Source organism: Sporosarcina sp. SAFN-015, assembly GCF_051966875.1.
GTDB lineage: Bacteria > Bacillota > Bacilli > Bacillales_A > Planococcaceae > Sporosarcina.
In genome coordinates, this window is sequence record NZ_JBQCKP010000001.1 from 370,660 (window position 1) to 382,876 (window position 12,217).

Consider the following 12,217-nt stretch of genomic DNA (forward strand, 5'->3'; position numbering starts at 1 on the left):
TGCCCTTCTTACGAAATCGTGTCATAGAAGGTGAAACGACTACCTCCATAGGCCTTCGATGCATACATCGCCATATCGCCATGATGCATCATTTCATCAACGGTATGTGAATCGTGTAGATACAAACTGATGCCGATACTAATGCCGACTTGTAGCAAATGACCATTAAAATGAACCGGTTTTTCGATCTGTTTCATAATGGACTTGGCCATTTCGGCAGCCATTTCCCTTGAAGAATTCGGCAACAGTACAACGAATTCATCCCCACCAAGCCTTGCGAGTGACCCCGCTTCACCGCATACCTCTGTCAATCGCTTTGCAATCTGTTGAAGGACTGCATCCCCCGCGTCATGCCCATATGTGTCATTAACGCCTTTAAAGCCATTCAAATCCATGAACATCAATGCGTGCGGGCTTTCCTTTTCAGCCGTCTCGACCGACTCTTTCAAAATCTCCATGAAATGGGATCGGTTTTTCACACCGGTAAGCGAATCATAGAAAGCCATATGATGCAGGCGGTTCCTTGACTCTTGCAACTCCTCGAACATATCCGTCAACTCAAAAGACATTTCCTTGAAGTTTTCCGTCAGCTTGTTGAACTCAATCATCCGGGTCTTCGGCCATTTAATATGTGCCGACTCCTTCAGCTTTCTCGGAAGGCCCGTCGTCGTATCGGATAACTTGCCGAAAGTGCGCACAATATATGCCTTCAAAACTGCGGTAAAACCAATTCCGATGACGATGAACAACAAGAGGTTTGCATATTCCAACGCAAATCCTTTAACTTCCTCTTCGAACATAATTCTCAAAGGCACCTCAACGAGGACACGCATCGAATTCTTATTAAATTCAACGGTGGATAAATAGCTTGTCTGTCCGATGATAGCGGCATCGTCCATCCCATTCGGATCTCTTGGCACCCATCGATAACTATTTGTCCCGATTTCCGTGAAATGCCCTTCACCGCTGAATTTCGCAATTGTACTGTCCAAAGTGGATTGTGAATTCGAATACAACATACGATTGTCCTTATCCAATACATAGATGTGCATATTTTGCTCATCAATGTTCCCTATCAATGAATCCACTTTCGCAACTTGCAAAACGCCCTGAAGACGCAATGCTAAAATAGAATACTCATCCCAATCCCTCAGTTCATTCGTAATGATTTTCACTCGCCCTTGCAGCTGGCTGCTCATCGATCGCTCAATTTGGTTCTCTGTGTAATGAATGTCACCGATTAAAAAAATCAAATACGGAAGCGCAATTGCCATAAGAACGATGTGCGAAATCAAGTAGTGGAATGAATATGTATTCTTTTCATCCCCATAGATCCATCTTTTAAAAGGGATATACGTTAGAAGTATTTCAGCGACGAGCGCGCAAAGGATGTTATTGATCAATTTGCTGATCAATGCCAATATGGCAAACCAACCGTCCAATTCGTTATGCATATATACATAAATTGCATACATCGGCAGTCCGATGACAGCCCAATAAAGAAGTGCGCTATATAATACGCCCCATTTGCGGTATTTCAACAATAGACCTACTGCCGCAATTTCCGTCATAAGCAATACTGCACCGATGATGGAGCCGTCAATATATAATCCGATTCCCGCCGTTATGAACGCTGACAGGATCCCTATCGGAAAGCCATATAATGATAGAATGAGCAGTAAAAAGATTGTCGGAATAATGAAGGTGAGACCAAAATCCAATAATATAGGTTGGATATTCGCCGCAATGGCCATAGCCAAAAGAGCTGCATAGACAGCAATCGGCAAATATTTCTGTTTTTTCATTAAAGCCTCACCTCTCACTCAAACTCCTACTAAGTATACAGGAAGGTTTCTAATTTTATCAATCTTTAGATTGGACCTTTTTTACTACACACTACTCACCGTCTACACCCGTTTACCAAAATATACAAAGGGTACAGGGATACTATAGTTAGAGAAAGAGAGGGAGACAGGTGAATAGATCACTACACTAACTATCGGATTCTTATTTCTTATATCTCTAGGAATCATCGTCCTGTTAGCGAATCAGCTGAAAAACGATAAAGCCCTCATGGATGGGGAATCTCCAGCTGTTACAGAAGAAAAAGGAGAGGAGATTGCGTATAATCCGCCTTCCCTCGACGATGTGCCTGAAGGACCGATGGGAGAAGCGATTTTGAGAGGACGCGAATTAATTAATGACACATCCAACGCAATACGCGCAAAGGCATCTTCTGTGGAGGACGGTGAGCATCTTGTGAATGAATTATCATGTACAAGCTGCCACGCTGGAGACGGACTCGATCAAGACACCTCTTCTCTTGTCGGCATTACGGCCGTTTATCCACAATATAATGAGAGGGCAGACAAAGTGCTTACTCTTGAAGATCGTATTAATGGATGCATGGTCCGCAGCATGAACGGCGAGCCTTTTGAGGAAGGCGATGAGGACCTGAACGCCATGGTCGCTTATTTGACGTATATTTCAGAAGGGATTCCAATTGGAGCAGAGCTTGAATGGCTTGGTAAAAATGAAATGGAAGACGTCCCAATCCCCTTCGCGATCAAGTGAAGGACGGGACAATTGATTGGGAGAAGGTTCTTGGGAAGGATAAATGATATAAAAATGAAAATTGCCCTCACAATTAAGTGTAGGGCAATTTTTTTGTTTTATTAATGAATGAATTGAATTAATAACTCGTTAAACTTATCACGCTCTTCCCAAAAAGCACCATGGCCGCTATATTTGAAGGGGACTAGCTGCGAATTCGAGATTAATTTATTTACTTCCTTAGCTTGTGAAAAGGGAATAACTTTATCATGGATACCATGAATAAGTAACGTTGGGGCAACAATTTTCGGAAGATCCTCAGACAAATTCATTTCTCTTAATAAAACAATGATTGCAGCCGTCGACCATCCCGCAGCTTGCATTCCCATTTGAAAGAACCAATCTGAGAATCGGCTCGATATATATTGAAAGAAAAAGCCGTCTATTACTTCCTGCATCAGCTTTGGGCGATCATTTAACGATTGTTCCAAATACCGATTAGCTGTCTCTTCTGAGAAGCCTATTGGGGCAGCGGCGTCAACAAGAACAAGCCGAGACACCCCATAACCGTTATACCTGGTCATATACCGAATCGCAATAGACCCACCCGTCGAGTGACCTACAAGTACAAAATCTTTTAATTGAAGTGTACCGACAATTACATGGATATCATCAGCCAATCTATCTAAGTTATAGCCATCGAGAGGTTTATCCGAATTTCCAAAGCCTCTCCAGTCTATGCCGATACATCGATACCCCATTGTAGGAAGCACATTAAACTGATATTCGAACTGTTTATGACTCAACGGCCATCCATGTATAAATACAATGGTCTTGCTGCCCTCCGGATTAAGATCTTCAACATACAGATTTACACCTGACTCTACAGTAACCAAATAACCGATAACGATTCCTCCGTCGTTATAATGACTTCGCCTATAAGATATTCAACTTTGTATGTATATGTGCCCCTCCCATTAACAAAGCAATTCAAAAAAACCCCATAGAATGGGGTTTCAGCCTGTTGACAAACGCTCGCATCCGTTGTTGAGGCCTACAGGAAGTAGGTCATGCATCCGTTGCCGCAGGACGCGGCGCACTTAGGATGCCTTCCTTTCTCGCTCGTCCGCTCATGAACTTTAGTTCTATTCGCGTCTTCGCTCGACTTCGCGCGGGCTCGCAGGAAGCGAGTCATGCAACCGTTGCCACAGGACGTGGCGATCTTAGGTTGCCTTCCTTGGCAAGCGTTTTCAATCAGGCTGAGGAAATTCCTGCCCATTGCCACTTGCCTTAAAAAAGAGTGTAGACAAAGTCCAAAAACGACTTTGTCTACACTCTTGAACCCCATAGAATGGGGTTTCTTTAATAACCAAAAAAGACATCCTTTTTAATACTCTTCTTCGAAATATCATTACTTTGTAAATGAGCGGAAATGGATTCTACCATCGCCTTAGGACCTGCAATATAGTAGTTGCCATCGTTCTGATATAAGTTGGACAGCTTATTTATTTCCTCAGGTAAGTCGTTCCTCTGATCGAGGTACGTTACAGTTGCCGCAGTATTATTAGCAATTTCATCGAGTTCATCTTTATATACAAATGACTTTTTGCTATCTATATAAAGTAGATGTATTTGCTTTCCGCCTACGTTCCCTTCCTCCTCAATCTGCTTTAGCATCGACCGGAATGGTGTAATTCCAATACCGCCCGCAATAAAGATGGAAGGACCGTTATCGGTTAAATAAAACGACCCTACTGGCCCGCTCATTTTTACTTTCATGCCCTGTTTTAATTCTAACATCGCCATTTTAAAGTCACTTGGATCATCACTAATTCCTAGCGTTAGTTGAACAATATTCTCAGCAGGAGCAGATGCCACACTTATTGGACGTATACCATTTTTTATTTTCTTATGAGTAATCGTAAACAGCCCATGTTGTCCCGCTTTCCACGTTAAATTCTTCTCTTTTTCAAATCGAAAAGTATATACACCATCTGATTCTTTGTAGCTCTCAATGAATACTAAGTCTCTCTTTTTGAAGATTGCTACTGCATCTTGAAAAAAAACCATTTACATTTCTCCTACCAGTTTATTCAACTCGTCAACCATACTTGTCCAACCATATTTCGCGCCATTGAACGCAGCCCGATTTTCTTCTTCAAATCCAGTGTGAGCCAGATGTAAGTGGGTTGTTTCACCTTCCTGTTTTAATGTCCATGTGACAATCGTATCGATCGGTCCACCGACCCATGTGTACGATAATGTAGTAGGCTCATCAACAACCAATACTTCACTCTCTACAACTAAACCGATTGCCTCATTCCGAAACTGACATTTGTATCCGACAATCGGTTTGAAATTATTTTCCATCACCCATTTCGCAAGAATTTCTGAGTTCGTTAATGCATCCCATACTTTATTGATAGGACTTTTAAATTGAAAATCCAATGATAAATCCGCCATCATCTATTCCTCCAATAAGTTCTTTAGTTTCGCCGCACTTTCCGTCCAAAAATCCTCATAAAACGATAACCAGTCTTTAACTTCCTGCAAGGGAGCTGCGTTTAACCGATACCTTGTTTCTCTGCCAATTTTACGGTTTTTCACTAAATCAGCTTCTTTCAGAATTGCTAAATGTTTAGAAACTGCAGTACGTCCCATCTGAAAATGAGGGGTTAATTCGTAAAGCGCCAACTCATCGGAACCTGCCAATAACCATATCAACTTTCGTCTCGTCGGATCTGCAATGGCTACAAAAACATCGCGCTCTTGGTCAGTCGTAATCAAAATCCTTCCCCCTCTCCTAAAGATTGGACACTGTTCGGTGTCACTATAATACGACACTAATTGGTGTCGTGTCAATCGTAAAAAAACGGAAAAGATATCGAACTTTTACCGATGCCATCCCCGTGCTAAATTTTATTATTGCGTTCCTGGATTTACTAGGTGCCTATATAAAAAACCTCATCAAATGTTAATTTGATGAGGTTCCTAATGATGGAGCATACCGGGTTCGAACCGGTGACCTTCACACTGCCAGCGTGACACTCTCCCAGCTGAGCTAATGCCCCGTATATCTGATACAATATAGATTATAACATGTCACATTAAAAAGACAATAGATCGGGGGAGATCTCCTTGCAACATGCTGAAAGAGAACTGAAGGACACGGTGTTTCTGTGCGATCAGAAAGGGATGTTGAATCCCGAAGCAATTGGGTTTGCCCGCCGTCCTATCATTATAAGCAATTTAAAGGGCCATTTCATGCGGAAGAAGAAATGGAATTATTGGTGTGTGTTCGGTGAGGATCTTCTATTTTCTGCGACGATCAGCCATTTGGATTATGCGGCTGTCTGCTTTGTCTATTTGCTCGATTATGAAACGCAGCGGTTCTATGAGAAGCAAGTCGTGCTGCCGGTTGGGCGAAAGGTGAAGATGCCGGAGGATGTTCTTGGCAGTGTGAAATTCGTCAACGAGCGGATGTCCGTCCAGCTCGTGCATATACAAGGAGAAACCCATCTATCTGTGACGATACCCGATTTTGATAATGAAGTGCTTCATGCCGATCTTCACATCGCGCATCCGGACGAAGATGATTCGTTGAACGTCGTTATCCCCCGCAACCGGGATCGGTTCCAATTCACAGCAAAGCACCATACATTGCCGACAGCGGGCTTCGTGAAGATCGGGGAGAAACGGTATAATTTCAATCCTGATTATAGCTTTGCCGTGCTCGATTATGGACGCGGTATTTGGCCGCGCGAAGCGGAGTGGAATTGGGCGATGGCTTCCCAACGTTTAGGTGGTCGGAGAATCGGTCTGAATTTCGGCGGAAAATGGACGGATGGTACGGGAATGACGGAAAATGCAGTATTCGTAGACGGTGTCATGACGAAGCTGCATGAAGATGTCATCTTCACGTATGACAAGGACAATTTCATGCATCCTTGGCATATCGGAACAAAGTTTTCTGACCAAGTCGACTTGACGTTTTCCCCTTTCTTTGAGCGGGTTTCCAAGACGAATGCGCAGCTCGTCCAAACGAACGTCAATCAGCTCGTCGGCTATTTCAACGGCCGTGTCAAGCTGAACGACGGCTCGATTTTACGAATCCGTCAAATGCTTGGCAGCGCGGAAGATCACCGCGCGAAATGGTAAGAAACAACCGGTGCAAGCGCCCGGTTGTTTTTTATTAGCCGCAAATATGTTGTTATCACCGACTTAGTGGATGTTATCACCGGCTCTTGACACTTTATCACCGACTTAAACGAGTTTATCACCGACTCTCTGACCGTTATCACCGACTCGCACAAATTCCCGCGTTCCCCGATAAAATGAATGCGGGCCAATTCCATTCCTACCACTTTCGCTGACGCGATTCCCAAAAATGGTCTTTGTGTTTAATTTCGCAGAATGTAGGAAATCAATAAATAGAGACTACAACAGGAGGTTTGCGAACATGAGGGATAATATGAAGGTCGTCATGCTTCTTTTAATGGCTGTTCTCGTCCTTGGCGCTTGTGGAAATGCAAGCAAAAATGCAGATGATCCGGCGCGGGAAGATGCGACGATTATTTACGAGGATGAAAAAGAAGGCGGCACGATGAATACGGGCGACGGCTATGGCTTCAATGAGTTCGATTTGGAGATTGAGGTCGATGGGAAAGATGCCGTTGATGCAGAGTATGATGTGAATGAAGCCAGTGATGCAAAGTATGTGAATAGATTAGCGAATTTAAATTTGAAGGATCAGGAAGCGTTCGATAAGCTGGATGAGTTCTTCACGAAAATTATGCTGACGCATGATATGTCGAACGAAGATGTTACTAATAGAATTATGGAATGGTTTGGACTCGACTCATATACGAAGTTCGATTTGGAAGTGAACTTCGACGATGGTACGAAGTTGGATATTGAAGATCGAAAATAACGATTTGAATAAAACAGGCGAGGAACATTTTCCTCGCCTGTTTTTGTGCTTATATTTTCGAATCCTTCAACATCGTATAATAAACCCCTTGTTTTTCAATCAATTCCTCTTGGCTGCCGGATTCGATGAGCTTGCCTTGCCCCATGACGTAGACGATGTCGGCTTTTCGAACCGTATTCAGCCTATGGGCGATAACGAAGCTCGTTCTTCCTTCCATTAACCGGTCTAGCGCTTCTTGGATTTCGAGTTCAGTGACGGTATCGATGCTGCTTGTCGCCTCATCGAGTAGAAGCAATACAGGGTCTGCGACGAGTGCCCTTGCAATTGAGAGCAACTGTTTCTGTCCTTGTGAAATTTCGCCGCCATCCGCTGTCAGAACGGTGTCATATCCGTTTTCAAGCCTCAAAATGAAGCTATGTGCATTCGCCTTTTTCGCCGCCTCGATCACTTCTTCATCCGTGGCGTCGAGCTTGCCGTACCGAATGTTTTCCATGACGGTGGCTTCGAATAAAAACGGATCTTGGAGGACGAATGCTGTCTGGCTCCGCAATGTTTGGCGCGGCAGTTCCTTAATCGGAATTCCGTCAATGAGGATCTGCCCTTCATTCGCCTCATAGAAGCGGGCAAGCAGCTGCATAATCGTCGTCTTCCCTGCTCCGGTCGCTCCGACGAATGCCGCTGTTTCGCCAGGTTTTACGTGAAAGGAAATGTCTTCAACCGTATAACCGTCCGTACCGACCGCATAGCCAAATGAGACATTTTTGAATTGGACATCACCTGTTAAGACGGTGTCCTTATGTCCGACCGCATCATCCTGCTCGATCGGCTCATTCATAATATTGAATACCCGTTCCGCCCCCGCAATCGCGGAAAGGACGGTATTGAATTGGTTTGACAGATCATTGAGCGGTCGTGTGAATTGGCGTGCATACTCGGAGAAGATGACGATTGTTCCAATAGTAACAATGCCATCCCCTTTAAGTGCAAGCAATCCGCCGACACCTGCGACAATCGCAAACGCCGCGTTGTTCAACATATTCATCACTTTGGGAATGAATCCGGAATACGTCAATGCCCAGAACCCCGTTCTGCGCAGTCGATCGCTCTTTTCCGCGAATTCCTCCATGACACGCTCTTCTTGCGAGAACGCTTTAATGATCCGTTGTCCTGAAATCGTTTCTTCAATCATCCCATTCAATTGTCCGACCGCTTGCTGCTGCTCCTTGAACAGCAATCCCGTTCGTCGGGTAATCCACCGAATTGCGATGAACATGACCGGAACGATGATCATCGTCAGCAATGTCAAAATCGGGCTGAGATATAGCATGACCGCAAGTGTTCCTGACAATGTCAAAATACTTGAGAACACTTGGATGAATGATGAATTCAACGTCTGGCTGACGTTTTCAATGTCATTCGTCACACGGCTCATTAATTCTCCATGCTGCCTTTTATCGAAAAATGTGACAGGCAGCTTCTGAAGATGAGTAAACAGACTCGTCCGCAACCTGAAAATCGTTTGTTGCGCGATGCCGACCATCCAAAAGCTTTGGAAATAAGTCGCAAGCGATAATCCCGCGTAGATTGCGATCAGCAAGCCGATCTTGGATCCCAATCCGTCAAACTGCATCGGAATAATATGCGTATCAATTATTTGCCCGATCAGGAATGGGCCGAGCAATGCGAGACCCGAGCTGACGAGTACGAGGGCGAGCACGAGTATAAGCAGCCCCCGTTGTTCATCGACAAGCTTCCAAATTCTTAGCAATACCGATTTCCAATCATTTGCCCGCTCTACTTTCTTTCTGCCAGGACCTTTAATGTCTTCTTTCTTGATAATCGGTTCATATCCGAATGGCTTACGAATTGTTCGCAACATCAGCGTCCACCTCCTCTTCCGATTGGGATTCGGCTATTTTCCGGTACAATGCTGATTGCTTCATGAGATCTGCATGGTTGCCGTATCCGACGACCTTCCCTTCATCTAATAGAAGAATTTGATCCGCACCTTTCGCCGTCTGCACTTTCTGCGTAACGACAAGCATCGTCGCCGCTTCTCCTTTCAGCGCTTCCCATAAGGCATTTTCCGTTTTGACGTCCAATGCACTCGTACTGTCGTCAAGGATGAGGATCGAAGGTTTCCGGACGAGCGCCCGCGCAATGGATAACCGTTGCTTTTGTCCGCCCGACAAGTTGACTCCTTTTTGTCCGACCCGCGTTCCGTACTTCTGCGGGAATAAATCGATTGATTCGTGGATTTGTGCTTTCATAGCCGCTTCGATCAGTTCATCCGGCTCCGCATCGCTGTCTCCCCATGAAAGGTTTTCCAAAATGGACCCCGTGAAAAGAATCGACTGCTGAGGGACGAGCCCGATCGTATCACGCAAATCTTTCAGCGCCCACTCCTTCACATCGATTCCGCCGACGTAGATTTTCCCCTCCGTCGGTTCGAACATCCTTGGTATAAGATTGAGAAGCGTCGATTTTCCTGATCCGGTCGCCCCCATGATGGCGAGCTTTTCGCCAGGAGACACGTGGAAAGACACTTTATCCAAAATCGGTTCCGGCTTCCCTGGATAATGGAAGGAAACGTTTTCGAAACGGAGATCACCTTCCAGGCTGCCCAGCCCCGAGCTTTCCATGTCGTGGTTTTCCAAATCCTCATCCGCAAGCAGCACTTCCTCCATCCGCTCAGAGGATGCTTTCGCGCGGGAGAATGCACTTATAATGAAGGCAAACATCGAAAATGCGCCTGTCATCCGCATCGCATAGTTGACAATCGCGACAAGCTCGCCGACTTGTGCGTTTCCATTCCCAATCTCGACGGAACCAAACCAAAGGACAGCCATAAGACTGACATTCATGACGAATAGCAGAACGGGCAAAATGAGCTCCATCATGCGCATTGCCTTGACGGTATCCTTGCGGAGTGCCCCTGCTACTTTTGAAAACCGGCTTGCTTCGTACATTCCACGTAAATAAGCTTTAATAAGACGAACCGCCTGCAAGTTTTCTTGAATGACACGGTTCACCCGGTCAAGCCTACGTTGCACGGTTGCAAAATAGCCGACCCCTTTTCTCGCCATAATAAACAGGAAAATTAACAGGATCGGTGCCCCGATGACGAGGTAGAGCGCTAGCTTCACATTGACGAGAAATGCCATAATCAAGCTGCCGAGCACTAGCAAAGGTGCCCGTAGCATAATCCGGAGCGACATGAACAGGACGTTTTGCGCCATTGTCACGTCACTCGTCAAGCGGGTAATCAATCCCGCTGTCGGAAATCGTAAAAAGGTAGCCATGGAGAATGACTGCACTTGGCGGAATAGCGCCTGGCGCAAGTCAAACGCAAAGCTTTGCGCGGCATGAGCAGCAAAGTAAGAATTAATCGCACCTGAAAAGAATGCGACGAACGCCAGACCCATCATGACACTTCCCCATGTCCAAATGACACTGACATCTTCCGCTAATATGCCGTCGTCGATGATTTTCGCTATCAATAATGGCTGAATCAACTCTACCATCAGCTCTGTCAGCATGAGGAACAAGGCAATGAGAATCGGCCATTTATACGGCTTTGCATATGAAAAAACTGTCTTCATCTTACGGACCCCCAAAAACTGTTTCGTTTTACGAATTATTTTTTATTGTCACCATTATGACACAGGTCGCTATCTCTGTATAGGGCGTATATTGAGTAGTTCGGAAGTTCTGACATCGATGAACGTCAAAAAACCGGAACCTTCTTCAGGATTCCGGTGGTATACCTTCTTCTTTCGCCTTGCTTCCCGCTATCGAAAGGCCCGTGACGCCAACAAGCATAATGGCACCGCCGACTATTTGCCATAAGCCCAATACACTGCCGAACCAGATGACGGAAATAATCATCGCTGTCAGCGGTTCGAAGCTTGAAAGAATGCTCGTTTCGACCGGGGAAATATATTTCATGCTGCCGAGGAATAGAAGGAATGCGACCGTCCCGACAATAATGACTAGCAGCAGCATGGAGGATAATTTCACCTCAGCAAGTACATCGATTTCTTGTCTGAACGTCAAGATATTTAAAAAGAGAAGCGTAAATCCCCCAATCAGCATGCCCCATCCGACGACGAGGAGGACTCCCCATTCATTCATAAGCCGAACAGGATACAGTGTGTAAAAGGCAAATGTGAATCCGACGGCAAGCCCGAAGAAAAGTGCTTCCTTCGTCAAAGCGAAGCCGGATAGCGTTCCGTTCGTCAGAAGAAGATAAAGGCCCGCCATCGTGACAGCCATTCCGATCACTTGAGCAGCTGGCGGGTATTCCTTTTGCCTAATTGAGACGAATAGGATGATATAAATTGGCGCTAGAAATTGAAATAGTGTCGCGATGACTGCGTTGCTCGTATGAATCGATCCAGCGAATGAAAATTGCACGCCGAGCATGCCAATGATGCCGAAAATGACCATTTGACGAAGCCATACTTTTTGGCGGAGCGGGCGCGTAATATGTACGCCTTTTATTTTTAAGACGAGAAGGAGCCCGAGTCCTGCTAGCACCAGCCGGACGATAAGCATGAAGGAGACGGACATTTTACCAGTATCCAGAATCCATTCCATCATCGGTCCCGTCGCACCCCAGAGCATAGCTCCTGTGATAATCATGAAAATCCCTTTTGCTCTTTCCATATTAATCCACGACCTTTTGTTTTGTGTAATAACTTCTTAGATGTGCTTGTTATGTCATAAAAGATG

The 12,217-nt window shown here is 45.2% G+C and carries 11 protein-coding genes and 1 tRNA gene; 3 read left to right on the forward strand and 9 right to left on the reverse strand.

What is annotated here, in order from left to right; translation table 11 throughout:
• Nucleotides 1-8 precede the first annotated feature (8 nt).
• Nucleotides 9-1,805 carry a diguanylate cyclase domain-containing protein gene (locus ACTHPA_RS01685; RefSeq protein ID WP_440498323.1) on the reverse strand — a complete coding sequence of 599 codons (1,797 nt, stop codon included), beginning with the start codon at nucleotides 1,803-1,805 and terminating at the stop codon, nucleotides 9-11.
• A 268-nt stretch (nucleotides 1,806-2,073) separates the two neighbouring features.
• Between ACTHPA_RS01685 and ACTHPA_RS01690 the strand changes: the two genes are divergently transcribed.
• Nucleotides 2,074-2,574 carry a c-type cytochrome gene (locus tag ACTHPA_RS01690; protein WP_440498324.1) on the forward strand — a complete coding sequence of 167 codons (501 nt, stop codon included), beginning with the start codon at nucleotides 2,074-2,076 and terminating at the stop codon, nucleotides 2,572-2,574.
• 101 nt (nucleotides 2,575-2,675) lie between these two features.
• Here the strand turns inward: ACTHPA_RS01690 and ACTHPA_RS01695 are convergent, their stop codons facing one another.
• The 5 genes from ACTHPA_RS01695 to ACTHPA_RS01715 form a co-directional block, all read right to left on the reverse strand.
• Nucleotides 2,676-3,458, reverse strand: a complete 783-nt coding sequence (locus ACTHPA_RS01695) for an alpha/beta fold hydrolase (RefSeq protein WP_440498583.1) — start codon at nucleotides 3,456-3,458, stop codon at nucleotides 2,676-2,678.
• A 457-nt stretch (nucleotides 3,459-3,915) separates the two neighbouring features.
• Complete coding sequence (locus ACTHPA_RS01700) at nucleotides 3,916-4,623, reverse strand: FAD-dependent oxidoreductase (protein ID WP_440498325.1); 708 nt, start codon at nucleotides 4,621-4,623, stop codon at nucleotides 3,916-3,918.
• Complete coding sequence (locus ACTHPA_RS01705; protein ID WP_440498326.1) at nucleotides 4,624-5,016, reverse strand: SRPBCC family protein; 393 nt, start codon at nucleotides 5,014-5,016, stop codon at nucleotides 4,624-4,626. It lies immediately after the preceding gene.
• Between the two features lie 3 nt (nucleotides 5,017-5,019).
• A complete protein-coding gene (locus tag ACTHPA_RS01710; RefSeq protein WP_440498327.1) occupies nucleotides 5,020-5,340 on the reverse strand; it encodes an ArsR/SmtB family transcription factor in 321 nt (106 codons plus the stop codon).
• Between the two features lie 211 nt (nucleotides 5,341-5,551).
• A tRNA-Ala gene (locus ACTHPA_RS01715) sits at nucleotides 5,552-5,624 on the reverse strand.
• Nucleotides 5,625-5,691: 67 nt separating this feature from the next.
• On the opposite strand from ACTHPA_RS01715, the gene ACTHPA_RS01720 reads away from it, so the two are divergent.
• The gene (locus tag ACTHPA_RS01720) at nucleotides 5,692-6,711 is read left to right on the forward strand and encodes a DUF2804 domain-containing protein (RefSeq protein WP_440498328.1); all 1,020 of its coding nucleotides are present in this window, start codon (nucleotides 5,692-5,694) and stop codon (nucleotides 6,709-6,711) included.
• Between the two features lie 301 nt (nucleotides 6,712-7,012).
• Entirely contained in the window at nucleotides 7,013-7,483 is a 471-nt protein-coding gene (locus ACTHPA_RS01725) for a YusW family protein (protein WP_440498329.1), read from the forward strand.
• Between the two features lie 49 nt (nucleotides 7,484-7,532).
• Here the strand turns inward: ACTHPA_RS01725 and ACTHPA_RS01730 are convergent, their stop codons facing one another.
• The 3 genes from ACTHPA_RS01730 to ACTHPA_RS01740 all read right to left on the reverse strand — a co-directional run bounded on the left by ACTHPA_RS01730 (nucleotide 7,533) and on the right by ACTHPA_RS01740 (nucleotide 12,151).
• Nucleotides 7,533-9,362: an ABC transporter ATP-binding protein gene (locus ACTHPA_RS01730; protein ID WP_440498330.1), complete on the reverse strand. Its 1,830-nt coding sequence runs from the start codon at nucleotides 9,360-9,362 to the stop codon at nucleotides 7,533-7,535.
• Nucleotides 9,343-11,085, reverse strand: coding sequence for an ABC transporter ATP-binding protein (locus ACTHPA_RS01735; RefSeq protein ID WP_440498331.1), 1,743 nt, complete (start codon nucleotides 11,083-11,085; stop codon nucleotides 9,343-9,345). Before ACTHPA_RS01735 ends, ACTHPA_RS01730 begins: the two co-directional genes overlap by 20 nt.
• Before the next feature lie 145 nt (nucleotides 11,086-11,230).
• Nucleotides 11,231-12,151, reverse strand: coding sequence for a DMT family transporter (locus ACTHPA_RS01740; RefSeq protein WP_440498332.1), 921 nt, complete (start codon nucleotides 12,149-12,151; stop codon nucleotides 11,231-11,233).
• Between the last annotated feature and the right edge of the window lie 66 nt (nucleotides 12,152-12,217).

Coding starts and splice junctions, on each gene's coding strand:
- ACTHPA_RS01730 (WP_440498330.1), bottom strand. CDS start 9,362: ATGTTGCGAACAATTCGTAAGCCATTCGGATATGAACCGATTATCAAG.
- ACTHPA_RS01735 (WP_440498331.1), bottom strand. CDS start 11,085: ATGAAGACAGTTTTTTCATATGCAAAGCCGTATAAATGGCCGATTCTC.
- ACTHPA_RS01705 (WP_440498326.1), bottom strand. CDS start 5,016: ATGGCGGATTTATCATTGGATTTTCAATTTAAAAGTCCTATCAATAAA.
- ACTHPA_RS01685 (WP_440498323.1), bottom strand. CDS start 1,805: ATGAAAAAACAGAAATATTTGCCGATTGCTGTCTATGCAGCTCTTTTG.
- ACTHPA_RS01690 (WP_440498324.1), top strand. CDS start 2,074: ATGGATGGGGAATCTCCAGCTGTTACAGAAGAAAAAGGAGAGGAGATT.
- ACTHPA_RS01725 (WP_440498329.1), top strand. CDS start 7,013: ATGAGGGATAATATGAAGGTCGTCATGCTTCTTTTAATGGCTGTTCTC.
- ACTHPA_RS01700 (WP_440498325.1), bottom strand. CDS start 4,623: ATGGTTTTTTTTCAAGATGCAGTAGCAATCTTCAAAAAGAGAGACTTA.
- ACTHPA_RS01740 (WP_440498332.1), bottom strand. CDS start 12,151: ATGGAAAGAGCAAAAGGGATTTTCATGATTATCACAGGAGCTATGCTC.